Origin of the sequence: Pseudonocardia yuanmonensis (genome assembly GCF_039542425.1) — a bacterium.
In the GTDB taxonomy this organism is placed as follows: Bacteria; Actinomycetota; Actinomycetes; order Mycobacteriales; family Pseudonocardiaceae; genus Pseudonocardia; species Pseudonocardia yuanmonensis.
The window spans coordinates 129,541-155,921 of the sequence record NZ_BAABIC010000013.1 but is presented as its reverse complement, the minus strand read 5'-3'; the positions used below and the strand labels follow the sequence as shown (position 1 = coordinate 155,921).

General features: G+C 72.6%; 25 protein-coding genes and 1 tRNA gene. 19 read left to right on the top strand and 7 right to left on the bottom strand.

All coding sequences use genetic code 11. The features are described 5' to 3' along the window. The first annotated feature begins 5 nt into the window (after positions 1-5). Together bagA and bagB are read left to right on the top strand one after the other, a co-directional pair. Positions 6-1,010: an ATPase BagA gene (gene bagA, locus ABD990_RS20080; protein ID WP_345382152.1), complete on the top strand. Its 1,005-nt coding sequence runs from the start codon at positions 6-8 to the stop codon at positions 1,008-1,010. Continuing rightward, positions 1,007-2,182, top strand: coding sequence for an ATPase BagB (gene bagB / locus ABD990_RS20075; protein ID WP_345382151.1), 1,176 nt, complete (start codon positions 1,007-1,009; stop codon positions 2,180-2,182). Before bagA ends, bagB begins: the two co-directional genes overlap by 4 nt. A 50-nt stretch (positions 2,183-2,232) precedes the next feature. On the opposite strand, the gene ABD990_RS20070 is transcribed toward bagB, so the two are convergent. The 3 genes from ABD990_RS20070 to ABD990_RS20060 form a co-directional block, all read right to left on the bottom strand. After that, positions 2,233-2,553, bottom strand: coding sequence for a DUF3618 domain-containing protein (locus ABD990_RS20070; protein WP_345382150.1), 321 nt, complete (start codon positions 2,551-2,553; stop codon positions 2,233-2,235). 81 nt (positions 2,554-2,634) lie between these two features. Next, the gene (locus ABD990_RS20065) at positions 2,635-3,324 is read right to left on the bottom strand and encodes a class I SAM-dependent methyltransferase (RefSeq protein ID WP_345382149.1); all 690 of its coding nucleotides are present in this window, start codon (positions 3,322-3,324) and stop codon (positions 2,635-2,637) included. Positions 3,325-3,375: 51 nt separating this feature from the next. Beyond that, positions 3,376-3,759, bottom strand: coding sequence for a WhiB family transcriptional regulator (locus tag ABD990_RS20060; RefSeq protein WP_345382148.1), 384 nt, complete (start codon positions 3,757-3,759; stop codon positions 3,376-3,378). 143 nt (positions 3,760-3,902) lie between these two features. Here ABD990_RS20060 and ABD990_RS20055 point away from each other — a divergent pair, with 143 nt between their 5' ends. From ABD990_RS20055 to ABD990_RS20025, 7 genes are all read left to right on the top strand, one after another. Further along, on the top strand, positions 3,903-6,314 hold the full coding sequence (locus tag ABD990_RS20055; protein WP_345382147.1) for a transglycosylase domain-containing protein: 2,412 nt from the start codon (positions 3,903-3,905) through the stop codon (positions 6,312-6,314). A 66-nt stretch (positions 6,315-6,380) separates the two neighbouring features. After that, positions 6,381-7,127 carry a hypothetical protein gene (locus ABD990_RS20050; RefSeq protein WP_345382146.1) on the top strand — a complete coding sequence of 249 codons (747 nt, stop codon included), beginning with the start codon at positions 6,381-6,383 and terminating at the stop codon, positions 7,125-7,127. A gap of 219 nt (positions 7,128-7,346) precedes the next feature. Next, positions 7,347-9,320: an MFS transporter gene (locus ABD990_RS20045; RefSeq protein ID WP_345382145.1), complete on the top strand. Its 1,974-nt coding sequence runs from the start codon at positions 7,347-7,349 to the stop codon at positions 9,318-9,320. After that, positions 9,317-10,474: a DNA polymerase III subunit delta' gene (locus ABD990_RS20040; protein WP_345382144.1), complete on the top strand. Its 1,158-nt coding sequence runs from the start codon at positions 9,317-9,319 to the stop codon at positions 10,472-10,474. The genes ABD990_RS20045 and ABD990_RS20040 overlap by 4 nt, the downstream gene beginning before the upstream one ends. 69 nt (positions 10,475-10,543) lie before the next feature. Beyond that, entirely contained in the window at positions 10,544-10,942 is a 399-nt protein-coding gene (locus ABD990_RS20035; protein WP_345382143.1) for a nuclear transport factor 2 family protein, read from the top strand. An 84-nt stretch (positions 10,943-11,026) separates the two neighbouring features. Further along, the gene (locus tag ABD990_RS20030; protein ID WP_345382142.1) at positions 11,027-11,215 is read left to right on the top strand and encodes a hypothetical protein; all 189 of its coding nucleotides are present in this window, start codon (positions 11,027-11,029) and stop codon (positions 11,213-11,215) included. Positions 11,216-11,471: 256 nt separating this feature from the next. Continuing rightward, positions 11,472-11,548: transfer RNA gene (locus tag ABD990_RS20025), tRNA-Thr, on the top strand. Between the two features lie 165 nt (positions 11,549-11,713). Here the strand turns inward: ABD990_RS20025 and ABD990_RS20020 are convergent. The 4 genes from ABD990_RS20020 to ABD990_RS20005 all read right to left on the bottom strand — a co-directional run bounded on the left by ABD990_RS20020 (position 11,714) and on the right by ABD990_RS20005 (position 16,266). Next, entirely contained in the window at positions 11,714-13,120 is a 1,407-nt protein-coding gene (locus ABD990_RS20020) for a flavin monoamine oxidase family protein (protein WP_345382141.1), read from the bottom strand. A gap of 81 nt (positions 13,121-13,201) precedes the next feature. Beyond that, on the bottom strand, positions 13,202-13,783 hold the full coding sequence (locus ABD990_RS20015) for a TetR/AcrR family transcriptional regulator (RefSeq protein WP_345382140.1): 582 nt from the start codon (positions 13,781-13,783) through the stop codon (positions 13,202-13,204). Positions 13,784-13,886: 103 nt separating this feature from the next. Then, entirely contained in the window at positions 13,887-14,780 is an 894-nt protein-coding gene (locus ABD990_RS20010) for an alpha/beta hydrolase (RefSeq protein WP_345382139.1), read from the bottom strand. A gap of 10 nt (positions 14,781-14,790) precedes the next feature. Beyond that, complete coding sequence (locus tag ABD990_RS20005; RefSeq protein WP_345382138.1) at positions 14,791-16,266, bottom strand: flavin-containing monooxygenase; 1,476 nt, start codon at positions 16,264-16,266, stop codon at positions 14,791-14,793. Between the two features lie 95 nt (positions 16,267-16,361). On the opposite strand from ABD990_RS20005, the gene ABD990_RS20000 reads away from it, so the two are divergent. From ABD990_RS20000 to ABD990_RS19955, 10 genes are all read left to right on the top strand, one after another. Further along, complete coding sequence (locus ABD990_RS20000) at positions 16,362-17,612, top strand: saccharopine dehydrogenase family protein (RefSeq protein ID WP_345382137.1); 1,251 nt, start codon at positions 16,362-16,364, stop codon at positions 17,610-17,612. A 448-nt stretch (positions 17,613-18,060) separates the two neighbouring features. Then, entirely contained in the window at positions 18,061-18,822 is a 762-nt protein-coding gene (locus ABD990_RS19995; protein ID WP_345382136.1) for a TetR/AcrR family transcriptional regulator, read from the top strand. Between the two features lie 87 nt (positions 18,823-18,909). After that, entirely contained in the window at positions 18,910-19,512 is a 603-nt protein-coding gene (locus ABD990_RS19990; RefSeq protein WP_345382135.1) for a VOC family protein, read from the top strand. After that, complete coding sequence (locus ABD990_RS19985; protein WP_345382134.1) at positions 19,509-19,766, top strand: hypothetical protein; 258 nt, start codon at positions 19,509-19,511, stop codon at positions 19,764-19,766. Before ABD990_RS19990 ends, ABD990_RS19985 begins: the two co-directional genes overlap by 4 nt. Beyond that, positions 19,763-21,025 (top strand): alpha/beta hydrolase, encoded by a 1,263-nt coding sequence (locus ABD990_RS19980; RefSeq protein ID WP_345382133.1) that lies wholly within the window; start codon positions 19,763-19,765, stop codon positions 21,023-21,025. Before ABD990_RS19985 ends, ABD990_RS19980 begins: the two co-directional genes overlap by 4 nt. Positions 21,026-21,030: 5 nt before the next feature. Beyond that, complete coding sequence (locus ABD990_RS19975; RefSeq protein ID WP_345382132.1) at positions 21,031-21,603, top strand: flavodoxin family protein; 573 nt, start codon at positions 21,031-21,033, stop codon at positions 21,601-21,603. After that, positions 21,600-22,724, top strand: coding sequence for an FAD-dependent monooxygenase (locus ABD990_RS19970; RefSeq protein WP_345382131.1), 1,125 nt, complete (start codon positions 21,600-21,602; stop codon positions 22,722-22,724). Before ABD990_RS19975 ends, ABD990_RS19970 begins: the two co-directional genes overlap by 4 nt. A gap of 23 nt (positions 22,725-22,747) precedes the next feature. Continuing rightward, positions 22,748-24,409 (top strand): AMP-binding protein, encoded by a 1,662-nt coding sequence (locus ABD990_RS19965; protein WP_345382130.1) that lies wholly within the window; start codon positions 22,748-22,750, stop codon positions 24,407-24,409. 29 nt (positions 24,410-24,438) lie between these two features. Next, positions 24,439-25,443, top strand: a complete 1,005-nt coding sequence (locus ABD990_RS19960) for an AraC family transcriptional regulator (RefSeq protein WP_345382128.1) — start codon at positions 24,439-24,441, stop codon at positions 25,441-25,443. A gap of 26 nt (positions 25,444-25,469) precedes the next feature. Then, complete coding sequence (locus ABD990_RS19955) at positions 25,470-26,327, top strand: alpha/beta hydrolase (protein WP_345382127.1); 858 nt, start codon at positions 25,470-25,472, stop codon at positions 26,325-26,327. Positions 26,328-26,381: the final 54 nt, after the last annotated feature.

Sequence of the window (26,381 nt, the reverse complement as noted above, 5' to 3'; positions counted from 1 at the left end):
GTGGCGTGACGTCATCCGCCGGGGCCGCCGATCCGTGGGCGGCCCGACTGCACGTGGTCTCGGGCAAGGGCGGGACGGGGAAGACGACGGTCGCGGCGGCGCTCGCCCTGGCGCTCGCGTCGCGCGGCCGCCGGACCCTGCTCGTGGAGGTCGAGGGCCGGCAGGGCATCGCCCAGGTCTTCGACACCGCCCCGCTGCCCTACGAGGAGCGCCGTATCGCCGTCGCCCCGGGCGGCGGCGAGGTCCGCGCGCTCGCCGTGGACGCCGAGGCCGCGCTGCTCGAGTACTTCGAGATGTTCTACAAGCTCGGCGTGGCCGGCCGGACCCTGCGCAAGATGGGCGCGATCGAGTTCGCCACCACGCTCGCGCCGGGCCTGCGGGACGTGCTGCTCACCGGCAAGGTCAAGGAGACCGTGTCGCGCACCGAGCACGGCCGTCCGGTCTACGACGCCGTCGTGCTCGACGCCCCGCCCACCGGCCGCCTGGTGACCTTCCTCGACGTGACCCGGGCCATGGCCGAGCTCGCCCGCACCGGCCCCATCCACAGCCAGGCCGAGGGCGTGGTCGAGCTGCTGCACTCGGACCGCACGATGGTCCACCTGGTCACGTTGATGGAGGACCTGCCGGTGACCGAGACCCTCGACGCCGTGCGCGAGCTGCGGGCGGCGGACCTGCGGGTCGGTTCCGTCGTCGTCAACCGGGCGCGGGAGCAGTGGCTGCCGGACCGCTCGGTGGCCTCGGCCGCCAACGGCCGGATCGACGCCGGGCGGATCCGCTCCGGGCTCGCCACCGCCGGCCTCGACCTGCCCCCCGAGGTGATCGACGGGCTGGTGGCCGAGACCGTCGAGCACGCGGTCCGGGTCGCCGCCGAGGCGGCCGCCGAGGAGCGGCTCACCCGGGAGAGCGCCGGGATCCTCCGCCTGGAGCTGCCGCAGCTGCTCGGCGGGGTGGACCTCGGCGGGCTCTACGAGCTGGCCGAACACCTGTGCGAGCAGGGGGTGCGCCGATGAGCCCGGCCACCCCGCCCGTCCTCGACGTCGACGTCCTGATCGACGACCCGGACACCCGGATCCTCGTCTGCTGCGGCTCCGGCGGCGTCGGCAAGACGACCACCGCCGCGGCCCTGGCACTGCGCGCGGCCGAGCGCGGGCGCACCGTCGTGGTGCTCACGATCGACCCGGCGAAGCGGCTGGCCCAGGCCCTCGGGCTGGACGAGCTGAGCAACGAGCCGGGCACCGTGCCCGGCCTCGACGGCTCGGTGGCGGGCGGTTCGCTGCAGGCGATGATGCTGGACATGCGCCGCACCTTCGACGAGATGGTGTACGCGCACGCCGCCCCGGAGCGGGCGGAGAAGATCATCGCCAACCCCTTCTACCAGACGATCTCCACGTCGTTCTCCGGCACGCAGGAGTACATGGCGATGGAGAAGCTGGGGCAGCTCTGCGCGCGCGGCGAGTGGGACCTGATCGTGGTCGACACCCCGCCCTCGCGGTCGGCGCTGGACTTCCTCGACGCCCCGCAGCGCATGTCGACCTTCCTCGACGGCCGCATGATCCGGTTGCTCAGCTCGCCCGCGCGGGCCGGCGGCCGGGGCCTGCGGAAGATCGTCGGCGCCGGGTTCGGGCTGTTCGCGAAGGCGGTCTCGACGATCCTCGGCGGCCAGCTGCTGGCCGACGCGTCGGCATTCGTCCAGGCCTTCGACACCATGTTCGGCGGGTTCCGCGAGCGCGCGACCAAGACCTACGAGCTGCTGCGGTCGCCGGGCACGTCGTTCGTGGTCGTCGCCGCCCCGGAGCCCGACGCCCTGCGCGAGGCCGCGTACTTCGTCGACCGGCTGGCGGGCGAGGACATGCCGCTGGCCGGGCTCGTCCTCAACCGGACGCACCCGGTGCTGGCCCCGCTGTCCGCGGCCCGTGCCCGGACGGCGGCGGAGAACGCCGGGTCCTCCCGGCTGGCCGGCGCGGTCCTGCGGCTGCACGCGGACCGGGTGGACCTCGCCGAGCGGGAGGAGCGCCTGCTCGCCCGCTTCTCCGGCGCCCACCCCGGCGTGCCCGTGGTCCGGGTGCCCGCGGTCGCCGGTGACATCAGCGACCTCGACGGCCTCCGCGAGGTCGGCGAGCGCCTGGCCGCCGAGGACGACCTGCCCCCCGCCGCCGCCGGGACGGTCCACCAGCTCCGCTGACCCGTGGATGGCGATGGTCGCCGTGGCGACCATCGCCACTCATGAGGGAGCTAGCGACGACGTCGAGGCCGCCGACGCTTGGGGGCGGAGCGGCGGGTCTTGAGCAGCACGATCAGACCCGCGAGCGCGGCCGCGGCCGCCGCGGCGCCACCCCACGCGGCGGGCGGCACCGTGCTCAGGCGCTTCCTGGCCCGGGCGGGCACGTCGAGGCGCTCGGCGAGCTCGTGCACGGAGGCACCGATGTCCTCGCGCAGCTCCTCGACCTCCTGCCGGCGCTCGTCGGACAGGCGCTCGACCTCCGCGCGCAGCTCCTCCGGCGTCGCGCGGGTGCCGTCGACGACCGGGCGGTCGTCCCCCTGCGATTCGCTCATGGCACACCCCTTCCGTCGCCGGGAGTAATGACCGGTCGCGGCGCCGCCACACCTGCCCCGGCCGGGCATGCACCGATCGGCCTACGGCGTCTCGAACCAGATCATCGGGTTCCCGGTCGTCCCGCGCGCACCCTCGATGCCCAGCTCGACCCGCAGGTCGGCGAGCGCGGCGAAGATCTCCGGCGCGCGGCGCGGCGCCACGGTGAAGTGCGGGACCTCCCGCTCGGCCAGCCAGTCGAGCACCACGCCGCCCTCGCGCCGCACCCACGGCGTCCGGCCCCGGTACACCTCGTGCACCCCGACCGGGGTCCCGGACGGCAGCCGCGGGAACACGGTGCGCACGTACCAGCGCCCGAACCGGCGGGTGTGCGCCGCATCGAGCAGCAGGTAGTCGGTCGTCCCCGGCAACGCGTCGAGCCGGGCGCGGACGTCGCCGGTGTAGACGGTCCAGCGGCCCTCGGCCAGCTCGGGCGGCACCGTCGACGGGCGGCGGGAGCGGCGGAAGGAGACCAGCCGCCCGCGGTCGTTGTCCCGCAGGGCGCTGAGCAGCCAGGACGTGGACCAGCCGCGCGCGGTGCCGATCTCCACCACGTGCTCCGGACGCAGCTGCCGCAGGAGCAGGTAGCCGATCTCGGCCTCGAGGTCGTCGAGCCCCGTCCGGACCAGGCCGTCGGCCGCGAGTGCCCGCTGCTGCTCCACGACCCGGACCAGATCGGCGGCGTAGCGGCGGTACAGGCCCGCGACGAGGTCCACCCCGCCGGTCGAGATCACGGTCGTCCTCCGGGGTGGGTGGTGCGGGCCCGACCACGGTACTTCTCCCGGTCAGCAGGCCGTCCGCCGGTCGGGTGACGCCAGCAGGTCGGCCATGGCCGCTGCCGACTCCTCGGCAGCCGACCCCGCCCCTTCCGGCGCCCCCGCGTAGTGCTCCGCCCGGGCCGCCCCCAGCAGCTCCGCCCACGACCGCACGTCGGGCCGCGAGCGCAGCAGGGCCCGCCGCTCCCGCTCGGTCGTCCCGCCCCACACCCCGAACTCCACCCGCTCGTCGAGCGCGTGGGCGAGGCACTCCGTGCGCACCGGGCACGTCGCGCAGAACTGCCGCGCCCGCCGCTGCTCGGCGCCCCGCACGAACAGCTCCTCGGCGTCGGCCGTGCGGCAGCGGGCGGCGATCCGCCAGTTCCACCTGCTCGCGGCGCGTGCGTCCACCATCGTCTCCTCCGCCCCGGGCGGGCCCGGGCGGCCCGCGTTCGGCAACTGGGACGGATTCTGCGAGCGGACGGTTCCGCCCGACACCACGCAGAACTACTCAACCTGACAGAACGGTGACGTCGGGCCGGTTACCCTTCCCCACCGTGGCTCCTCCCCGTCACCTGACCCGGCCGATCGGCCTGCTGCTGGGCCTCTGCCTGCTCGCCGGCGTCGTCACGGCGGGGATGGCGTTCCCGTTCGTCGCGGGCGTCGGGCTGGTCAGCAACGACGCGGGGGACAGCGTCAACTCGACGTCGAGCAGCCTCGTCGAGGGCGGCCTGCCGCTGGCCACGACGCTCACGGACAACGCCGGCCAGCCGATCGCGTACGTCTTCGACCAGAACCGCACGCAGGTGACCGCGGACGAGATCTCGCCCGCGATGAAGGCTGCGATGGTCGCGATCGAGGACCGCCGCTTCTACGAGCACCAGGGCGTGGACTGGCAGGGCACGATCCGCGCGGTGGTGGCGAACTCGGCGTCGGGCGACGTCGTGCAGGGCGCGTCCACGCTGACCCAGCAGTACGTGAAGAACTACACGCTCTACGTCGAGGCGCAGACCGAGGCGGAGCGGCTCAAGGCCACCGAGCAGACGCCGGCGCGCAAGCTCAAGGAGGCGCGGATCGCCCTGCAGCTGGAGCGCCAGCTGAGCAAGGAGGAGATCCTCACCCGGTACCTGAACATCGTGTTCTGGGGCAACGGGGCCTACGGCGTCGAGAGCGCCGCCCGCACGTACTTCGACACGAGCGCCAAGAACCTCACGGTGGCGCAGTCCGCCCTGCTCGCGGGCATGGTGCGCAGCACCGCGGCGACCGACCCGGTGCAGAACCCGCAGGCCGCGCTCGACCGGCGCAACGTCGTCATCGCGCAGATGCGGGACCAGGGCATGATCGACGAGTCCCAGGCGAGGTCCGCGGCGGCCGAGCAGCTCGGGATCGTCAGCCCGTTGAACACGCGGCCCAACGGCTGCATCGGCGCGGGCGACGCGGGCTTCTTCTGCAAGTACGTGACCCAGTACCTCACCGAGGCCGGTTTCTCCGCCGAGCAGATCGCCCGCGGCGGCTACACGATCAAGACCACGCTGGACCGGGACAAGCTCGCCAAGGTCAAGGCCTCGCTCGACGCGGAGGTCCCGCCGACCCAGCCCAACGTCGCCAACACGATGTCCCTGGTCGAGCCGGGGCAGGACAAGCACAAGGTCCTCGCGATGGCCTCCAGCCGGACCTTCGGCCTCGACGCCGACGCGCGGGAGACGAGCTACGGCCTGCCGTACGAGCCGGTCAACCTGGGTGCCGGCTCGGTCTACAAGATCTTCACCGCGGCCACGGCCCTGGAGAAGGGCCTCGGCATCAACTACCAGATGTCGGTGCCGCCGAGCGGCTACGCCTCGCCCATCTACCTCGACGGCGGCGGCCGCCCGATCCCGGTCGCGAACTCGGGCAACTACCCCGAGCGGATGTCGCTGCAGGACGCGCTGGCCACCTCGCCGAACACCGCGTTCATCAAGCTCGAGGAGTTCACCGGCGTGCCGGACGTGGTCGACATGGCCGTCCGGTTGGGCATGAAGTCCCTGGCCACGACCCCGTTCGTCGACCCGGGCACCGGACGCCGGACGGACCGCTCGATCGCCGAGGTGACCAAGGCGCAGCGGCTGGCCTCGTTCACCCTGGGCGTCACGCCGACGAGCGTGCTCGAGCTCGCCAACGTCGGCGCCACCATCGCCAGCGCCGGCAAGTGGTGCCCGCCCACGCCGATCGAGTCGATCACGGACGCCGCCGGCAACCCGGTGGCCCTGACCGAGGCGCCGTGCGAGCAGGTGGTCGAGCCGGGCCTGGCCAACACCCTGTTCACCGGCCTGAGCAAGGACGACCTCACCGGCACCGCGGCCGCCGCCGCCCGCCAGGTCGGCTGGAACCGCCCGATGGGCGGCAAGACCGGCACCACGCAGCAGCACAAGTCCGCGGCGTTCGTCGGGGTCCTGCCGAACCTGTCCGGCGCGGTGATCACCTTCGACAACTCCAACGCGCCGCGGCCGCTGTGCGACGGCGCCGGCTCCCCCTTCGCCTGCCGCAGCGGCAACATCTTCGGCGGCAAGACGCCGGCGGAGACCTGGTTCGGCGCGGTCAAGCCGATGGTCGACGGCACGCCGGTGCTGCCGCTGCCGCCCACGGACGACCGGTACCTGACCGGCGGCGCCGAGAGCCGGGTGCCGGACGTCGTGGGCCGCGGCCAGAACGACGCGCGCGCGATCCTCGAGCGGGCGGGCTGGACGGTCACCACCCGGACCGTGGACAACCTCGCCGCCCGCGGGACCGTCGTCGGGCAGAGCCCGCGCGGCACGGCGCTGCCGGGTGAGCAGATCACGCTGCAGGTCAGCAGCGGGACCGTCCCGGCCCCGCCGCCCGCGCCCGAGAGCCAGGCCCCGGGGCAGCCCGGGCCGCCGAGCCAGGAGGGCCCGCCGCCCCAGGAGGGTGACCGCCCCGGCGAGGGCGGGGGCGACGACGGCGACGGCGAGTAGGGTCGACCGGACGCGCCGGTCTGGAGAGCAGGTGAGATCGGCCGATCGCCCCTACGATCGACGCCCATGTCCGACGTCCACCGCGCCGACGTGCTCGTCCGGTGGGCCGGCCTGCTCCCTTTCGTCCGCGGGGCCGCCGCCCCCGAGCAGCCCACCCCGCCGGCAACGCCCTGGCAGACGGGCCGTCGCCGCCCGGTCCGTCGGGCCGTCGACGCGCCGTCGGTTCCGTCGACCGACGCCGCGCCCCGGGCCGATCCCACCGTCGCCCCGGAGCCCGCCACCGAGGTGCACGCCGGACCGGCCACGCTCGTCGGGGCCGACCCCGCCGGACCGGCCGAGCCCGAGGCCGCCGGCCCCGCCGGACCGGCCGAGCCCATCGTCACCGGCCCCGCCGGACCGGCCGAGCCCATCGTCACCGGCCCCGCCGGACCGCCCGAGCCCGTCGCGCCGGAGCGGGCCGAGCTCGACCTCCCGCTCCACCTCGTCCCCGGCCCACCCCCGCTCCCCGTCGACCCCCCGCCCCTCGACCTGGGTCGCGCGACCCCGGAGCCCGAGCCCCTCCCGCTCGTCGACCCGCTCCTGTTCCGCGGCCTCGCGCGGTCGTCCACAGGACCCTCCGCGCCGCGCCGGCAACGCCGCGGCGCCGTGATCGACGGGATCGAGCACCGCCCGCCCGTCCGGCCGGACCCGCACATCGTCGGCCTCTCGCGGCGGCTGCGCGGGCGCGTCGGCTCCCGCGCCTTCACCCTCGTCTTCCTGGGCATCTACCTGCTCATCCTGGTCCAGCTGATCGTCTCGCTGATGAACGGCTGAGACCGGCCGCGCGGAGCCCGCGCCGTCCTGTCGGTACGTCCGTCTACCCTGAGGGCGACGACGGGGCCGGTTCCCGCTCCCGCGCGGCCCGCCGTCGACCAGCCCGGTCGAGCGAGGATCGGCGGGCGTCGTGCGCGAGGGAGGTGACCCGCGATCGTCTCGGACAGCGTCCCCGGTGGCCTGGCGGCCACGAGCAACCCGGCTCCGACCGCGCACCGCGTGCGCAGCGTCCTGGCCATCCCCGCCTTCCGCAGGCTGTGGACCGTCACCGCCTTCACCGCCACCGGCGAATGGCTGAGCCTGCTCGCGCTGACCTCGCTCGCCACGCAGCTGACCAGCGGGTACGCGGCGCAGAGCTTCGCGCTCGGCGGTGTCGTCGCCACCAAGCTGCTCCCCGCGCTGCTGCTCGGCCCGATCGCCGGCGCGCTGGCGGACCGGTTCGACCGCCGCCGCGTGATGGTGACGTGCGACGTCCTGCGCTTCTGCCTGTTCGTCTCCATCCCGATCGTCGGCTCGCTGTGGTGGCTGTTCGCGGCCACGTTCCTGATCGAGCTGTGCGCGATGTTCTGGATCCCGGCGAAGGATGCCTCGGTCCCGAACCTGCTCCGTCGTAAGGACCAGGTGGAGACGGCGAACCAGCTCGGCCTGGTCCTCACCTACGGCATCTCCGTGCTGGTCGCGTCGGGCCTGTTCACCGTCATCTCCAGCATCGGGCACCTGCTGCCCACCCAGGACCAGCTGACCACCGTCTACATCGCCCTGGTGCTCGACGGGTGCGCCTTCCTACTGTCCGCGACCGTCGTCTGGTTCGGCATCAAGGAGATCTCCGGCCGCTCCGGCCCGCGCGAGCAGGAGGCGCAGGCCGGGCTGTTGACCCTGCTCCGCGAGGGGTTCGCCTACGTCGCCACCACCCCGCTGATCCGCGGCCTGGTGCTCGGCATCATCGGCGCCTTCGCCGCCGGCGGCGCGGTCATCGCCTCGGCCAAGCTCTACGCGGCCAGCCTCGGCGGTGGCGACGCCGCGTACTCCGTGCTGTTCACCGCGGTGTTCGTCGGCCTCGCGCTCGGCATGGCGGTGGCCCCGCGGCTCGCGCACCGGCTCCCCCACAACCGGCTGTTCGGCACGGCGATCGTCGGCGCGGGCGTCGCGCTGATCGTCGTCGCGGTGTCCGGGCACCTGTTCATGGCGATCCTCGCCGTCGCGCTCGTCGGCGGGTTCGCCGGCATCGCCTTCCTCACCGGGCTCACGATCATCGGCTCCCAGGTGGCGGACGACATCCGCGGCCGGATCGTCGCATTCGTCCAGTCCCTGGTGCGGCTGGTGCTGCTCGGCTCCATGTCGCTGGTCCCGGTCCTGGTCGGACTGGTCAGCACGCGGCCGATCGACCTCTTCGGCGCGCACTTCACGGTGGACGGCACGCGATTCGTGCTGGCCGGTGGCGGTCTCGTCGCCGCCGTCGTCGGCACGCTGGCCTACCGGCAGATGGACGAGCGCCGGCTCGAGCCGCTGCTGGGGGACCTGGTCTCGGCGCTGCGCCGGGGCGAGGTCCGGCGCGGCTCCGGCACGCTCGTCGCGGTCGAGGGCGCCACCCCCGAGGAGGCCGCCGACCAGGCCGAACGGCTCGCGCGGGCGCTGCGCGAGCGCGGGCACGTCGTCGTGGAGCCGGACGACGGGGAACGGGACGAACTGCGCTGGGCCGCCGCGACCCGCGAGGCCCACCTGTCCGGGGCGCGGGCCAAGGCCCTCGCTGCGGCCGCCGTCCGCGCCGACCTCGTCGAACGGGTGATCCGCCCGGCGCTCGACGAGGGCGCGGTCGTCGTCATGGACCGGTTCATGGTCAGCCCGATCGCGCAGTTCGGCGTCGCGGCGGACCGGATGGACGCCGAGCTCGAGCGCGGTGAGCTGGAGCGGCTCGCCACCTGGTCCACCGGTGGCCTCCGGCCGGACGTCACGGTCCTGCTGGACCGCGAGGGTGCGAGCGCCGGATCCGGCGGGGTCGCCGGCGAGGAGCACGTCCGTGTCCAACGGCTGCTGACCGGGCTGGTCGCGGCCGAACCGCACCGGTACGTCGTGGTGGAGGCCGACGGGGAGCCGGAGGAGGTCGCCGCGCGCATCCTGGCCGGCGTCACCCCCGCGCTGCCGGAGGCCCCCGGGCAGCCCGTGGACGTCCCCCGCCCCGTGGTCGAGCCGTGAGTGCCGGGGTCTGGCGGGACGTCGTCGGGCAGCCCGCCGCCGTCGCGGAGCTGAGCACCGCCGCATCCACGCCCTCGGCGATGACCCACGCCTGGCTGTTCACCGGCCCGCCCGGGTCCGGCCGCTCCAATGCCGCACGCGCCTTCGCCGCGGCGCTGCAGTGCCCCACGGGTGGCTGCGGCGAGTGCCAGGCCTGCCACACCGTGCTCGCCCGCACGCACGCCGACGTCCGCGAGGTCGTCCCCGAGGGGCTGAGCATCTCGGTCGCGGAGATGCGCAACCTCGTGCAGCTCGCCGCCCGCCGCCCGTCCACCGGAGCCTGGCAGATCCTGATCATCACGGACGCGGACCGGCTCACCGAGGGCGCGGCGAACGCGCTGCTCAAGGCGGTGGAGGAGCCGGCGGACCAGACCGTGTTCCTGCTGTGCGCGCCGTCGGACCATCCGGACGACGTCCCCGTGACCATCCGCTCCCGGTGCCGCGTCGTCGCGCTGCGGACCCCGGCGCCGGAGGCCATCGCCGAGGTGCTCGTGGAGCGGGACGGGATCGAGCCCGAGCAGGCGCGATGGGCGGCGTCGGTCTCCGGCGGGCACGTCGGGCGGGCCCGGCGGCTGGCGCGGGATGCGGAGGCGCGGGAGCGGCGCGAGCGGATCCTCGGCGTCCCGCTGCGGCTGCGGCACTTGGGGGACGCGTTCGCCTTCGCGGACGAGCTGGTCCGCTCCGCCGAGGCCGAGGCGGCCGACGTCAGCGGCGCGCGCGACGCCGCCGAACGCGAGGAGCTCGCCGTCGCGATGGGTGCCGGGGGCACGGGCAAGGGCGTGGCGGCGGCGGCCCGCGGGGCCAAGGCCGCGGAGCGCGAGCTGGAGCGCCGGCAGAAGTCCCGCAACACCCGCACCCAGCGTGATGCGCTGGACCGTGCGCTCGTCGACCTGGCCGGTTTCTACCGGGACGTGCTGGTGGCCGGCGCCGCGGCGGCCGTGTCGCTCGGCAACCCGGACCGGGAGTCGGACATCCGCCAGGCCGCCCGCGAGTGGAGGCCCGAGTCGACCCTGCGCCGGCTGGAGGCCGTGCTCGCCTGTCGGGAGGCCCTCGAGCTGAACGTGAAGCCGCGCATCGCCGTCGAGGCGATGATGACCGCGTTGCAGCAGGGCTGAGCCCCTCCCGTACCGGGAGGCGCCGGCCGCGCCGAGATTGCCGCGGGTCCCTGCGGGTAGCCGGGGGACATGGAGGACAACCACATCCGCCACGACCTGACCCGCCAGTTCGTCGCGGCCCTGCGCAAGTCCGAGCAGGAGAGCGACGTCGACGAGCTGGCCGCCCTCTTCACGGACGACGCCGAGCTCTTCCGGCTCGACGGCGAGGGCCCGCGTCGCGGCGAGGCGCGCCGGTTCTGGGAGCAGTACCGCGCCCAGTTCGGCGAGGTCCGCACCCAGTTCACCAACGTCGTCGAGAGCGACGACGAGGCGGCGCTGGAGTGGCAGAGCACCGGCACCCGGCCGAACGGCCACGACTTCCGCTACGAGGGCTCGACCTTCGTCACCTTCGGCGACGGCAAGATCACGAGCCTGCGGACCTACTACGACACCGCTGCGTTCGTCGATCTCCCCGCCGGCACCCGGTAGGGGCGTCGACCACCGGCGTCTCTCAGCGCACGGGCTGCAGCCGGACCACGGCCGGCCGAGTACGAGAGGCGCCGCTTCGCGGACATGCACGCGCTCGTCGCCTCGTTCGCGCCGCTGCTGCGGGACGGGCTGTCGGTCGACGAGGCCGCGGACGTCTACTGGTCGGTCTTCACCACCGAGACCATGGACGCCTTGGTGCGCGGGCGCGGCTGGAGCGTCGAGCGCTACGCGGACTGGATCGTCGACGCGGTGGACCGGTTGCTCCTGCGTTGATCGGACGAGCTTCCCCGGCTCGAGCTGATGAGCCGAGCCGATCCTCCGAGCCGATCTACCGGGCCGATCAGCCGGGCAGCCTCGGCGACCAGCACGTCCCCGATCCTCGTGTCCTTGTCGACCGTCGTCATGCATCCGGGCATCGCGTCCGTGCGTACTGGCGGCCCGCCTGAGCTGCGAAGACCACCCGTCCGAGTGAGGGGGTGGGGGTCCGGTCGCCGCGCGGAGGGCGGTAGGTAGACTGATGTCGCACCACGCCGCCTTAGCTCAGTCGGTTAGAGCGACGCACTCGTAATGCGTAGGTCTGGGGTTCGACTCCCCAAGGCGGCTCCATTTTCGCAGGTCAGAGGCCTGCCGCGCGATCTTCGGTCGGCAGGGATCTGTGTTGTGGCCTCCTCTGTGACTGTTTGCCCTGGTCAGAGGGCCGCCGCGTGGCCTCCATCGGTGTGTGTTCGTCAGTGAGGGCATGTCCGGCAGGAGTTCCGGCGCAGTGACACGTCAGGTCGAGCGCAGCGTCTCGCGGGGGCGGTCACCCTGGATGGCGGTCGCGACCTCGTCGACGGCGCGCTCGGCCGAACGGACGGCGCCCTCGAGGTATCCCTCGAACCTCGGTGCCGCCTCGGTTCCCGCCCAATGGATTCGACCGACCGGTGTCGTCACCGCGTCGGTGTAGGCGGTCATGACGCCCGGCGACCGGGTGGACACGCATCCGGTGATCCACGGCTCGCCGACCCAGCTCTGGTCCAGGACCTGCGTCGGCTGCGCGGCCTGCGGGCCGAACAGCGTGACCAGGTCGGCCAGCACCGCTGCGCGGCGACCTGCGGGGTCGTCAAGGACGGGGTCGGGCCAGGCGTGCCCGCCACCAGAGCCCGCGGTGCCGAGGAAGGTGAGCAGGATCCCGACGCTCCCGTCCGGCGGCGAGTTGTCGATGACGTAGTGCGCGGTCGGGAGGTCCGTGACAGCCGAGCCGTTCAGGCCCTCGTCGCGCCAGAACGGGCGGTCGTAGACGGCGAACACCTTGCTCTCTGTGCCGTTGTGCCACACCCGCTGCAGCGCGGCGCGCCGGACGGGGAGCCCCGGAGTGAAACCGAGGTGCCCGGCGTCGGCCGGGGACATCGCCACGACCACCCGGTCACACCGGAGCGACCCCCGGGCGGTGTCGACGACCGCCCCCTCGGCGTCCTGCCGGATCCCGGTGACCGGTGTGTCGAGCAGGACCTGATCGTCGAGTCGTTCGGCGAGCACCGTCGCCGGCCGTTGGGAGCCGCCGACGATGCGGGTCTCCTGGGCGCCGTTCTCGGTGTTGAGCATGAAGTCGACACCGCCGCACGTCGCGATCGCGTGCAGGACCTTGAGCAGCGAGGTCCGATGGGGGTCCTCGCAGAAGATCAGGCTGAACCCGAAGGTGAACATATGCCGGGACTCGGCGGCGTGGCAGTGGGTGTCGAGCCAGTGGCCGAAGGTCGTGCCGTCCCAGGCGACGGCCTTCACCGCCGTCCACGGCGCCTCGACCGGGACCTGCCTGGCCATGCGTTCGAGCCGCAGCTGTGCCTGGGCGAAGTCGGCGATCGCCCAGGGGCGCATCGGCGGAATGGTTCCGGTGAAGGTCCGCGACCGGCCGCGCCGTCGGTAGATGGTCTTCCCCGCGGTATGGGTGGCGAAGGTGTCCAGCCCGAGCTCGTCGAGGAGCGCGAACATCCTGGTGTGCAGGGCGCCGATCCACTGACCCCCGCCCTCTGCCGCCACTCCGTCGGCGACGTGCAGGTCCCGCGTCCGGCCGCCGACCCGCCCGCTCGCCTCCAGGACCCGCACCGACAGTCCGCGCTGCCGGAGCCGATGGGCGGCGGTGAGGCCGGAGAGGCCCGCGCCCACGACGACCACGTCCACCTCGTCGACATCCGTCATGACTCGCTCCTCGTTCGAATTCGATTCGATATCGGGTTCAACGGCTATGCGAGGCCCCGGGTGCGGGCGCACCGCGTCAGATCAGGGCGCGTACAGCTGCAGGTAGGCGGTGACCAGGCGGCGGGCCTCGTCGAGGACTGCGTCGTCCCCGACCGTCGGGGTACTGCGGAAGGCGACGTCGAACAGTCGACTGCCCGCCTCGAAGGCCAGCTGCATGACCAGCCGCGGTGTCTCCGCGCGCAGGAGGCCCTGGTCGAGGGCGAGCTGCCACAGGCGGTCGGCCAGCGACTCGTCGAAAGCACGGACGAGCTCGTCGAGCGTGGCGTTGCGGCGGCCGAACCACAGCTCGACGCAGCTCGGGTGCGCCCGGAAGTACGCCACCATCGGATCAACGACGGCGTCCACCGCGGCCCGCAGCGAGTCGGGCGAGTCCTGCTGTAGGCCGGTGTCGATGCGCTTGTCGAGGTGGCCGACGTGGCGTCGGATCAGCTCGGCGTCGACCTGGAAGCGGTCGGCGAAGTAGTGGTAGACCGAGGCGGTCGGTATGCCGGCGCGCTGCCCGATCGCCTTGAGGGTGGCCGCTTCGTAGCCGCCGGTCTCGAGGAGCTGCTCGGCCGCGTCGAGGATCGCCTGGACCCGCTCGACACCTCTGCGCTGGAGCACGGCATGCGGCCGAGCGGGTGCCTGCGGTACCACCGCGGCGGACCGTCGCGGGCCGCTCACGAGGCGTATGGGGGCACGGCGAACTCGACCATGGATCGACATGCTAGTCCAGCACTCGACGCAGGAAAGCGATCTGGTCCGTGACGGCTCTGCGCTGCCAGGGCCCGGCGTAGACGTCGAAGTGGTCGACCGGGTACTCCTGTAGACACCCCCGAGGCCCCAGCCTGCGCGCCATCCGTCGGGCCGCGCCGACCGGGACGACCTGGTCCCGTGTCCCGATCTGGACGAGGACCGGGCAACGGACGCCGCTGGCCGCGGCGACCGGGCGGTTGCGGGCGACCTCCAGGGCGTGCCGCGCGCCGACCTCGTTCCGCCAGGTGGGGCCGGCGAGGGACGGGTAGGCTTCGGCGGCACCCGGCACGGTGATCATGGCGGTGGTGCCGGGCCGTCCGACTATCGGCACCTGGTGCGGGCGCCGGTGGAGGATTGCCGCTGTGGCGTCGACCAGGCCGTGCGCGGCGAGCCGCGCGAGATGCCCGACGCCGTGCCTGCGGATGATCAGGGCGAGGCTCGCCAGTCCGTCCGCGGCGGGGGTCATCGACACCGCGGCGGCGATCGTCGGGCGGCCGGCGGCGACCGCCACCACATGTCCCGCGGAGTACGAGGTTCCCCAGAGCACGATCCGGTCGGGGTCGACGCCCGGCAGGTGCCGCGCCGCGTCGACGGCGGCGTGGTAGTCCTCGCGCTGGCGCCGCACCGACACGTCCTGGCGGGGTCGCCCGTTGGAGGCGCCGAACCCCCGATAGTCGAAGGCGAACACGTCCCACCCGGACTCGGCGAAGGGCGTGGCGAAGGCGAACAGGCCGGTGTCGAGTGTCCCGCCGAAGCCGTGCGCCATGACGACACAGGGGCGAGCCGGCGCGTCGCCCGTCCCGGGCAGGTGCCACGCGGCGCACCGCACGCGGTGGCTGGTGAAGGACAGTTCGCGGGGTTGCACCGCACTCACGTCAGCCGACCTGCACGAGCGGCGCGGTGGCTCGGAAGCGCAGTGCCGGGTCCTCGACCGGACCGTGGCGCAGCCGCTTTACGTCCTGCTCGTAGGCGTGCGCCTGGGTCCACGGGCCCGAGCCGCCCGCCTTCGGGAAGGCGGCGATGCCACGCGCGACATAGCCGGCGCTCAGGTCGAGGAGGGGATGGCGCTCGGCATCGGGGTCCTCGTGCACCGGTTCGACGACGTCGTGGCCGTGGGCATCCATGTGATCGAGCAGCCGGCAGAGGTGCTCGGCGACCAGGTCGACCTTGAGCGTCCAGGAGATGTTGCTGTACCCGAGCGCGAAGGCCAGGTTGGGCACCCCGGACAGCATCATCGACTTGAACGCGACGCGGTCCGCGACGTCGACCCGCTTCCCGTCGACGGACAGGGCGATCCGCCCGAACGCGAGCATGTCCAGCCCGGTCGCGGTGACCACCACGTCCGCGGCCAGGTGCTGCCCGGACTCGAGCTGGACGCCAGTGGGGGTGAACCGGTCGATGCGGTCGGTCACCACCGACGCCCGCCCCGAGGACAGCGCCCGGAACAGATCACCGTCGGGGGCCATGCACAGGCGCTGGTCCCACGGGTCGTAGCGGGGCCTGAAGTGGGTGTCCACGTCGAAGTGCCGAGGAAGCCGGGAACGAACGCTCGCGACGAGCACCCGGTGCATCAGCCGCGGGAACCGTCGGCACGCCCTGAACAGTCCCCTGCTCAGGGCGATGTTCCTGCGCCGGACGAGGCGATGCGCCCGTTCCGGCCCGAGCAGCACCCGTAGGGCGGCACCGACACGGTCCTCGGCGGGGATCGAGAGCACGTAGCTTGGTGAGCGCTGCAGCATCACCACGTGGGCGGCCCGTTCGGCCAGGGTCGGCACCAGCGTCACGGCGGTGGCACCGCTGCCGATCACCACCACCCGCTTCCCGTGATAGTCCAGATCCTCCGGCCAGAACTGCGGATGGACCACCGCGCCACGGAAGTCGGACACGCCGCGGAACTCCGGCACGTGGGCGCGGTCGTAGTCGTAGTAGCCGGTGCCGAGGAACAGGAAGCGGGCGACGAAGGTCGCGGTGCCGTCGCCGACGCGGGTGGTCACCGTCCAGCGCCCGGTGTGGGTGTCGAAGTCGGCCGCGGTGACCCGATGGCCGAGGTGGATGTGCTGGGCGAGGTCCGCCTCGTCGACGGTGTCGCGCAGGTAGGCCAGGATGCTCCCGCCCGCGGCGATGGTCGCGCGGTGCGGCCAGGGCCGGAAGCCGTAGCCGAACGTCGGCATGTCGGAGTCCGACCGGATCCCCGGGTAGCGGAACAGGCTCCACGTACCGCCGATCACCGAACGAGCCTCCACGACCGCGAAGGACGTGCTCGGCCGCCGCGCCCTGAGGTGGTGGGCCATACCGATCCCGGAGATCCCGGCCCCGACGACGAGCACGTCGACGTGTCTCACGCTGTCCATGGCGTCTCCCGATCTTGAATCGACTTCCGATACGCAGCTTGACACGCCGCGTCGCATTACTCAAACTCGAATCGACTTCGAGATTGGAGAGAGCTATGGCAGAGCCAGCGCAGCGGGTGGTCGTCATCGGAGCTGGCGGGGAGATGTGTCGGGTGGCCGTAGAACGGCTCGCGCAGGCTCCGGGGAACCTGGAACTGGTCCTCACCGACCTCCGGACGGAACCCCTCGAGGCGTTGGCGCGCAAGCTGCCGGCGGGCCGGGCGACGGTTCAGCGGCTGGACCTCTTCGACGACGACGCGCTCCGCGCGCTGGTCGACGGCGCGTCCTTGGTCCTGCTCGGCGCCGGCCCCTACATCCGCACCTCCGGCCCGGTCATCGAGGCGTGCCTCGCCGCGCGAGTCCCCTACCTCGACTTCGACGACGACGTCGAGAGCACCGAGCACGCGCTGACCGTCGACCAGAAGGCCAAGGCGGCGGGCATTCCGATCTACGTCGGCTGCGGCGCGTCACCCGGCATGTCCAACGTCATGGCCGTCGACGCCGCAGGCGACCTCGACACCGTCGACATGATCGACCTGTGCTGGCTGGTGGGCGACGAGCGGCCGAACGTGGGCCGGGCCGTCCTGGAGCACCTCCTGCACATCTCGGCGGGCGACTGCGTCACGTGGGAGGACGGGCACCGGGTCGTGCACGAGACATTCGTGGAGACCGGGCGGGTCCCGATCCTCGCCGGGCAACCCGATGTTCTGCTCTACGAGACCGCCCATCCCGAGCCGGTCACCCTGCCGCGCCGCTACCCGGACGCCCAGCGGATCCGCTGTGTCGGCGGCCTCGACCCCGCCCCGCTCAACGGGCTGGCGCGCGGCATGGGGCTCGCCGCGCAGCAGGGTCGGATGACCGCGGCCGAGGCCGTCGACTTCATCGAGGACATCGTCAAGGGCGGCCTCGGGTCGGGCACCGGCTGGCGCAACGCTTTCCGCGGCATGACCGCGCAGGTCCGACGGAAGGACTCCACCGCGGGCGAGCTCGCGAAGTTCGTCGCGACCTCCGCCGTCAAGTACGTCTATCCGTACCGTGGCGGCCTGCTGGCCCGGGTCTACGGAACGAAGGACGGCAAGCCCGCGGTCTCCACCCGGCGCACCGCGATGAGCACCGGCAGGGCCTTCAACAACATGGGCGGGGTGACCGGCACCGCGACCGCGGCGTTCGCCGTCCTCGCCCTCGAGGAGGCCGGCACCCGCGCGGGCGCCTTCGCACCCGAGGACTGGGCGGACCCGGCGAGCTTCTACCGCGCCCTGGAGAAGGTGGGCGTCCCGCGCCACGAGATCGTCGAGACGGTCCACTGAGCCGATCCGGCTGCCCATCCTCGGAACGGCAGCCGCCCGAGGAGCCGATGACGGTGACCGGCAGACGGGGGTGGTCATCGCGGCCGCCGTCAGCCGGGGCCGTGGCCTCCTTCGTGGCCTCCCCCTGGTTCCGGCGATACCAGCCGCGCCCTGCCGCGAGCGTCTGAGCTGCACTGATGCGACGAGTACCTGGCACGGCCCCATCGACGGCAATCCTCGTGATGCGTAGGTTTGGGGTTCGACTCCCCAAGGCGGCTCCATTTTCGCAGGTCAGAGACTTGTGTCCGGCATATCCTGCAAGATTGCGTGGCCTCCCCTGTGCGTAGCTCGGTCTACCCATGGCCGGCATGAGTAGACCTGGCAGGCGTCAGTCGGCTTGGTAAGGGCCGGGTCGATCTCTCCGACCCATCTTGGCCGGGGCCGGCCGGACGAGGAGGAGTGGCCGGTCATGGGAGCGATCGCCGTCTACGGTGGCCGGGTGACGGAGGACGCCGAGCGGGGTGGCAGCGGCCGGGGGCCCCGGAAGCAGGCCGCGCCGCGGCGCAAGCTCCTGATGAGCGAGATCCTGGAGCAGGCGATGCGGCTGTTCGCCGAGCGCGGCTACGAGGGCACGACGCTGCAGGACGTCGCGGACGCGGTGGGGCTGAGCAGGCCGAACCTGTACAACTACGTGCGGAGCAAGGAGGAGCTGCTCGTCGCGATGGTCGAGGCGACGAGCCAGGAGGCCGCCGACACTCTCCGTGCGGTGCGAGAGCGGGTGGACCTCGATCCCGCGGAGAAGCTGCGCACGCTCGTCCGGACGCTCGTCCTGCAGCGAGCGGAGCATCCGGCCCAGTTCCGGACGCTCGACCGCAGTGAGCAGTCGTTGCCCGTCGAGATCGCCGAGCGTCACCTGGAGTCCCGCCGGGCCGTGCTGCGCGAGATCACGGCTGTGCTGGACGAGGGCGTCACGGCCGGGCTGTTCCGGCCGCTCGACAGTCGCGTCACGGCCTTGTCGATCATCGGTATGTGCAACTGGGTGGCCTGGTGGTTCCACCCCGCACCCGCTCATCCGGCCGACCCGGTGGCCGAGCAGATCGCGGCCAACGCCTTGGCCATGGTCGCGCAGGTCGACGAGCGCCGCCCCAGCGCACCCACGCCGCTCGGCGCCGTCGCACTCCTGCAGCAGGACCTCGACTACCTGGCCAGACTGCTCCGCGAAGAAGACTGAGCGATACGCACACGTCAGTTTCTTGACGCATGCGACAGATCGCCTTAGGCTCGAGCCCGCACCGTCCGACGCGGGAGGAGTCATCCGATGTCCACCACGGAACGAGCGCACGTGGTCCGAGGGGTAGACCACGCCGCGTTCCCGACGTTCGACCCCCGGGGGACCATCACGTTCTACCGGGACGTGCTGGGGTTCCCCGTCGTGCACGCGACCTGCGCCCTGGGTTGGGGTCCGGGCGACCACCCGGACTTCATCCACTTCTTCTTCGACATCGGCAACGGCGACCGGCTGGCGTTCTTCTACTACTTCGGGGTCGAGCCCTACCGGGACAACGCGATTCCGGAGCTGATCCATCGAGCCCGGCACCTGGCGATCCACGTGGACTCCGAGGAGCATCTGCAGGAGTATCGCCGCCGGCTCGATGCCAGCGACTGGCCGTGCGAGCTCCAGGTCCGGCACGAAACGGTCGAGTCGATCTACGTGACCGATCCCAACGGCTACCTGATGGAGATCACCCGCCCGCTGCGGGCGATCACGGTCGAGGACGACATCGACGCGAACGTCAGCGTCGACGCCCTCATGGACGTGACCGGCGAGGACGAGCCGACACTGGAGAAGTTCTTCGCCCGCAAGGCGAGGCTCATCGCCGAGCGCTACGCGGGTGAGGCCGAGCTGGTGACGTTCGCATGACCACCCTCTACGTCCTCGACCTCGACGACTTCCGGCCACTGGCCGAAGTCGCGAGCAAGGACCCGGACACGACCGTCCGCCGCCGCGGGCCCTACCTCGAGGTCGAAGCGGTCGGCGAGATCCGGATCGAACGCGGTGCGACCGGCTGTCGCAACGCGGTCTGGTACAGCTCGATCGCCGCCGTCGAGGGCGGCCGGGTGTCGCGCTGGGACAAGGTCGAGCTGGTTGTCGAGCCGCGGGACGACGCACCGTGAGCCCCGTCGCCGTCGACCGTCTCGGTGCGGGGCGAGACGTCGACACGTCCGAGCCGCCACCCGGCGTCACGATCGCCACTCACCAGCTGACCACCGCGGACGGGGCCAAGGTGGAGGGCGTCCTGCACGCTCTCCACGGCGCCACTGCGGTGGTCACGGTCATGCACCCCCGGCAGTCCCTTACCCATCACCCCATGATCCCCGAGTTCCTGCGGGCGGGAGTGTCGGTCTGGACCCAGGGCACGCGGTCGCCCAACAACGACATCGCGCTCGTGCACGAGCAGGCCCTGCTCGACGCAGCGGCCGGACACGTCCTGCTGCGCGACCTGGGCTTCGAGACGGTGCTGACCTTCGGCCACTCCGGCGGCGGCACGCTCTCGGCCTTCTACATCGAACAGGCCGCGACGGAGCCCGAGCGGCGCCTCGATGTGACTCCGGCGGGCAGACCGGTCTCGCTTCCCGGGACGCGGATGCCGATGCCCGACGGGGCGATCTTCCTCGCGCCCCATCCCGGGCAGGGGCAGGTGTTGCGCCACTGCATCGACCCGTCGGTCGTCGACGAGACGGACCCGATGTCGGTGGATCCCGCGCTCGACGTGTACTCGGCCCGCAACGGCTTCGCGGCGCCGCCGGAACCGAGCCGCTACTCGGCGGACTTCCTCGCTGCCTACCGCTTCGCGCAGGCCGAGCGGATCGCCCGCATCGACGCACGGGCGCTCGCCGCGGCCGACGAGGTCGCGCGAATGCGAGCCCGGTTCAGCAGGAGCAAGGACCCGGCCGACCGGCGAGCGGCGCTGGCTCCGCGCATCCTCACCACCTACCGGACCGACGCGGACCCGGCGTACGTGGACCTGACCATCGAGCCCAACGACCGGCACTACGGGTCGCTGTTCGGGCACCGGCCGGACCTGATCAACTACGGGCTCGTCGGGTTCGGCAGGCTCACCACCCCCGACTCGTGGCTCTCGACGTGGTCGGCGAACCACACCCGCGCGGACTTCGTGCGCTGCGCCCCCAGCGTGACAGTGCCGACGCTGTACGTCGAGTTCAGCGGGGACCAGGCGGCGCGGCCCGCCGCGGGCGCCCGGATGGTCGCCGCTCTCGGGGCGGCCGATCTCACGCACCACGTCGTGCGCGGACAGCATTTCGGCCAGCCGGTGGCCGAGGGCGAGCCGACCGGCTACGCCGCTGCCGCCACGCATGTCCACCATTGGCTCGCGGAGCGCTTCGGCACCGCGCCACCACACGAAACGAGGTGACCCACGTGGGCTCCATCGGAGTCGTCTACGACAGCGGCTTCGGCCACACCGCCGCCCAGGCCCGAGCGGTCGGGGAGGGGGCCGCCGCGGTCCCCGGAACCGAGGTCTCGCTGTACTTCGCCGAGGAGGTCGCCCTCGATCCCCGACAGCTCGACGGGTGCGACGCGCTCGTCCTCGGCACCCCCACCTACATGGGCAGCGGCTCCGCCGTGTTCAAGACGTTCATGGAGGCAAGCTCCAAGATCTGGCTGGACCAGGGTTGGAAGGGCAAGCTGGCCGCCGGGTTCACCAACTCCAGCGGTCACTCGGGGGACAAGCTCAACACCCTGACCCAGCTGTGGCTCTTCGCGATGCAGCACGGGATGGTCTGGGTCGGCCTGGGTCTGCTGGACGGCAACGGGCGCAGCTCCGGGTCGGACGCCGAGCTCAACCGGTTGGGCGCCTATGCGGGCGCGATGGCCCAGTCCAACTCGGACCAGGGCTTGGAAGGCATGAAGGACAGCGACCTGCGCACCGCCGCGTCGCTCGGTGAGCGCGTCGCGCGTCAGGTGGCGCTGTGGAAGGGGACCGGACTGTGAGGATCCTGGTGGTCGGCGGCGGACCCGCCGGCCTGTTCTTCGCGCTCCTCGCCAAGCGGGCCGTCCCCACGGCGACGTTGCAGGTCCGCGAGCAGAACCCGCCCGGCGTCACCTACGGCTGGGGGGTGGCGTTCAGCGAGAGTGCGGCCGAGGCGCTGCGGCCCGCCGCCCCGGACGTCGTCGACGCCCTGACCGCGGGCATGAGTCACGAGGAGATGGTGCTCAGCCTCGACGGGACGGACGTTCCGGTGCACGTCGGGCGGAGCTTCCTCAACGCCCGCTGGACCTTGCTGGCGGCGCTGGAACGGATCGCCCGCGAGGCGGGCGTGACCGTCGATCACGATGCGGAGGCCGCCGTCAGCGAGGCCGAGCTGGCGGACTGGGACCTCGTGGTCGGCGCGGACGGGGTGAACAGCCGGACCCGGGCGCGGTTTGCCGAGCAGTTCGCCCCCACCGAGGAGCTGGGCACGAACTGGCTGGCCTGGTACGGCACGCCCAAGGCCTACCCGCCGTCGATCATCCTGCAGAACAGCGACCACGGCCTGCTGATGAGCCATGCCTCGCAGTTCTCCCCGGAGATGAGCAACTTCACCGTCGAAGTCGGCCAGGAGACCTTCGACCGGCTCGGGTTCGGCGAGATGACCGAGGAGGAGTCGCGGGCGCTGTGCGAGCAACTGTTCGCCGGCTCGCTCGACGGCGCCCCGCTGAGGAGCAACCACTCGCCGTGGTTCCAGACGAAGTTCCTCGGCTGCGCCCGCTGGACCCACCGCAACCTCGTCCTGATCGGGGACGCGCTGCACACCGTGCACCCGTCGATCGGGTCGGGCACCCGGTTCGCGATGCGGGACGCCGTGTACCTCACGAAGGCCCTTGCCGGCTCCGGCTGGGACGTCGAGGTGGGCCTCAAGGAGTTCGAGCGCACCCGCAAGCCCGTCGCGGACGCCTTCCAGGCCGCTGCCAAACGGAGCATCGACTGGTACGAGGGCCTGCCCGGCCGCACGATCACCCACCCCACGAAGTTCGCGCTGGAGTACCTGATGCGGACCGGCCGGGTCTCCTACCGCGACTTCCGCCGCCAGAACCGCGACGTGGTGCTCGGCTACGAGCGCGACCTACGCTGACGCCCCGACGAGAGAGACGTGCGATGACGCTCGCTTCTGACGCCAAGATTGTCCGCTACCCGCCCGAGGTCGAGGCGCGCTACGTCCGCGAGGGCCTCTGGCAGACACCGACGATCGCGGAGCACCTCCACACGATCGCGCTCGAGCACCCGACGACGGACGCGGTGGTCTGCGGCGCCGACAGCCTGACCTTCGCCGAGCTGGACCGGCTCAGCGACCAGCGCGCCGCGGGCCTGAACGGGCTGGGGCTCGCCCCCGGCGGCGCCGTGCTGCTGCAGGTGCACAACACCGTCCATACCGTGGTCGCGTGGTACGCGCTGCTGAAGGCCGGGTTGGTGCCGGTCTGCACGCTGCCGCTCCACCGTGGACACGAGATCGGTGAGATCGCCCGCCAGACCTCGCCCGTCGCCCACCTGGTCGCCGCCGCGGACCCGCGCTTCGACCTGGTCGCCTTTGCGTTCGAGCAGGCGGCCGGCACCGAGCGGACGGTCCTCGTGTCCGACGGCGCCGCGTCCGACCCCCGTGCGGTCGAGCTCGACCACCTCGGGGACGACATCGACCCCGCAGCGGCCCGTGCGGTCGTTGAGCGTGTGCAGGCGGGGCTGGGCATGCAGTCCCTGGCGGCGTTCCAGCTGTCCGGCGGTACGACCGGCGTGCCCAAGGTGATCCCGTGCCTGCAGGCCCCGTACTGGCTCTGCGGTGCGAGTCTCGCCCGCGCGATGGGCTGGGGTCCGGGCGACCGGATGGCCTTCATGATGCCGATCGTGCACAACGCCGGGGTGATCATCGGGCTGCAGGGTCCGCACAGCGTCGGCGCGACGCTCGTCCTCGGCGTGCCCGACGCGCGGGCCGCCGTCGATCTCGTGGTCCGCAACGAAGCCACTGACCTGCTGCTCGGCCCGTTCGCCTACGACATCGCCCGCGACGAGGGGCTCGCCGCGGCAGGTTGGCTGCGCCGGGTCCTCTTCAGCGGCAAGAAGGTCCCACGCACCCATGTCGACGCCCTGGACGCCCACGGGATCTGGGCCGGACAGATCTTCGGGATGAGCGAGGGCCTGTGCCTGACCACCCCGCTCGACCACCCGCTCGACGCGCGAGCGGAAAGCGTCGGTGTCCCCATCTCGAGCGCTGACGAGATCCGCCTGTACGAGCCCGGGACCGAGGACGAGGTCGCGCCCGGCGAGGTGGGTGAGCTCTGCACCCGCGGCCCCTACACGCTGCGCGGGTACTACGACTCCGCCGAGCACAACCGCCGGGCCTTCACCGTCGACGGGTTCTACCGCACCGGGGACCTGATGGCCGAGCGGATCATCGCGGGAGTGCGCTGCTACACCGTCGAGGGCCGGATCAAGAACATGATCAGTCGAGGCGGAGAGAAGATCAACACCGAGGAGGTCGAGCTGCTGCTCGGCTCGCACCCGGCGATCTCCGAGGCGGCGCTGGTCGCGATGCCCGACCCTCGGCTCGGCGAGCGGGCCTGTGCCTTCGTCGTGACGAGGGAGGGCGCGGAGATCGACCTCGACGCCGTCCGGGCCCACTTCGAGCGCCTGGAGGTCGCGAAGTACAAGTGGCCCGAGCATGTCGAGGTGCTGGTGGAGATGCCACGGGTCAGCCAGGTCGGCAAGATCGACCGGGTCCGCCTCCGCCGACTCGCCGAGGACCTGGCCCCGCGGGCAGGCGTGTAGCGGGTGCCTGTCGGGCACGGAGGACCGAGATGACGACGACGCCCCTGCCGCTGCGCAGACACACCCGCATGCAGACCACCGCACTCGACGAGGCCGAGGAGGTGGCGGGCCGCGTGATGTCGGCGCACCGGCTGCGCGCGACCCGTCCCCGGGAGTTCGGGTCGCGCGTGCACGCCGTCGCGATCGGCACGTCGACGCTGCTCTCCGCACTGTACGAGGGCGAGGCCGAGGTCACAGGCCGGGTTCCGATGGACTACTACACCGCCGTGCTCGCGCTCAGCGGTGGGATGGACGTCGCGACCGATCTGGGACGGCACCGGATCGCCGCGGGCCGGGCCTGCGTGATCTCGCCGGGGGAGCGCTTGTGCCTGCGGTTCGCCCCCCGGACGGCGCAGGTCGCGGCGAAGCTGCCGCGCGCCGTCGTCGACCAGGCGTTCTCCCGGGTCGGGACGGAGCCGCCACACGGTCTGACCTTCGACCTGCGTGTTCCGGACGACTCGCCGTGGCCCGGGGTGCTCCGGCTGGCGGCCTCGACGGTGGACCGCTTCGACAGCGGCGTCCTGCCTCCGGGTGCGGGTGCGGAGCTGGAACGCATGCTGGTCACCACCCTCCTGCTGGCCCAGCCGCACGACCACGCCGCCGCCCTGACCCGGTGCGGTGGAGCACGTGGCCACCGGGCGGCGGGTGCCGTGGCGGAGAGGATCGCGGCAGACCCGGTCGCCCCGCTGCGCCCCGAGGAGCTCGCCGCGGCGGCGGGGGTGTCGCTACGCACGCTCCAGGAGGGCTTCCGGTCGCGGTTCGCCACCTCGCTCACCCGCTACCAGCGCGAGCAGCGGCTCGTGCGGGCCCATCGGATGTTGTCCGGCTCCCCGAACGATACGACGGTTGCGGACATCGCCCTGGCCTGCGGGTTCGTTCATCTGGGCCGGTTCGCGCAGGACTACCGCGCCCGCTACGGCATCACGCCGTCCACCACTCTGCACAGCGCCCGACGGATCACGCAGACCGAGCGGCCCCGCACGACGAGAGGATGACCATGACAAGAACCGCGGCGACACGCATGCCCATCGAGCTGCGCACCGCCGCAGGGCGGGTCGCGGGCCGCGGCACCGGGCTTGTCGCAGAGGACACCCCACTGGTGGTCGCCCTGCACGGCGGCGGCTACCACTGCGGGTACTTCGACGTCCCCGGGCACTCGCTGCTCGACGTCGGCGCGGCAGCGGGATTCGAGGTCGTCGCGCTGGACCGGCCCGGACACGGCGGGAGCGATGGACCGGTGGCGGACGAGCTGACGTTCGCGCGCTCCGCGGCGATCCTCGACGAGGCGGTCGGTGCGCTGTGGAGCGAGCGTGGCGGCACGCGGCCGGGCATCGTCGTGGTCTCGCACTCGATCGGCTCGGCGATCGCGGCCCACCTGGCTGCCCGCAGGCCGGAGTGGCCGCTGTTGGGAATCTCGCTGCACGGCGTGGGGGACCGGTCGCCGGCGCACGTGGTCGACGCCTGGCACGGAATCCCAGCAGGCGCGGGCCCGGTGGAGCTCCCGGCTCCGCAGCGGCGCGCGCTGCTGTACGGGCCCGCGGGCACGGTGGACGAGGACGCCGTCGACGCGGCCCGGGTGAGCGTCGCCCCGCTGCCCCTGACGGAGATGCTGGAGATCATCGACGGGTGGCCCGCGGAGCACAGGAGGATCGCGGCCGACGTGGTCGTCCCCGTCCACTACACACTCGCCGAGCACGATGGGTTGTGGGTCGTCGACGAGGAGCGGCTGGCGGCCTTCGCCCAGGCCTTCAGCTCGGCGCCCTGGGTGACCGCCCGGATCCAGCGCGGTGCAGGCCACAATCTCGACCATCACCGGCTCTCGCGGGCGTTTCACCTCGGGCAGCTCGCCTTCGCCGCGGAGTGCGTCGCACGCCGCTGAGCGTCGAACCGCCGACCGGTCGCGTCGTGCGGACATCGCCGCGTCGACCGGATA

Coding starts and splice junctions, on each gene's coding strand:
- bagB (WP_345382151.1), top strand. CDS start 1,007: ATGAGCCCGGCCACCCCGCCCGTCCTCGACGTCGACGTCCTGATCGAC.
- ABD990_RS20070 (WP_345382150.1), bottom strand. CDS start 2,553: ATGAGCGAATCGCAGGGGGACGACCGCCCGGTCGTCGACGGCACCCGC.
- ABD990_RS20060 (WP_345382148.1), bottom strand. CDS start 3,759: ATGGTGGACGCACGCGCCGCGAGCAGGTGGAACTGGCGGATCGCCGCC.
- ABD990_RS20050 (WP_345382146.1), top strand. CDS start 6,381: ATGTCCGACGTCCACCGCGCCGACGTGCTCGTCCGGTGGGCCGGCCTG.
- ABD990_RS20035 (WP_345382143.1), top strand. CDS start 10,544: ATGGAGGACAACCACATCCGCCACGACCTGACCCGCCAGTTCGTCGCG.
- ABD990_RS20030 (WP_345382142.1), top strand. CDS start 11,027: ATGCACGCGCTCGTCGCCTCGTTCGCGCCGCTGCTGCGGGACGGGCTG.
- ABD990_RS20020 (WP_345382141.1), bottom strand. CDS start 13,120: ATGACGGATGTCGACGAGGTGGACGTGGTCGTCGTGGGCGCGGGCCTC.
- ABD990_RS20005 (WP_345382138.1), bottom strand. CDS start 16,266: ATGGACAGCGTGAGACACGTCGACGTGCTCGTCGTCGGGGCCGGGATC.
- ABD990_RS20000 (WP_345382137.1), top strand. CDS start 16,362: ATGGCAGAGCCAGCGCAGCGGGTGGTCGTCATCGGAGCTGGCGGGGAG.
- ABD990_RS19995 (WP_345382136.1), top strand. CDS start 18,061: ATGGGAGCGATCGCCGTCTACGGTGGCCGGGTGACGGAGGACGCCGAG.
- ABD990_RS19990 (WP_345382135.1), top strand. CDS start 18,910: ATGTCCACCACGGAACGAGCGCACGTGGTCCGAGGGGTAGACCACGCC.
- ABD990_RS19985 (WP_345382134.1), top strand. CDS start 19,509: ATGACCACCCTCTACGTCCTCGACCTCGACGACTTCCGGCCACTGGCC.
- ABD990_RS19965 (WP_345382130.1), top strand. CDS start 22,748: ATGACGCTCGCTTCTGACGCCAAGATTGTCCGCTACCCGCCCGAGGTC.
- ABD990_RS19960 (WP_345382128.1), top strand. CDS start 24,439: ATGACGACGACGCCCCTGCCGCTGCGCAGACACACCCGCATGCAGACC.
- ABD990_RS19955 (WP_345382127.1), top strand. CDS start 25,470: ATGCCCATCGAGCTGCGCACCGCCGCAGGGCGGGTCGCGGGCCGCGGC.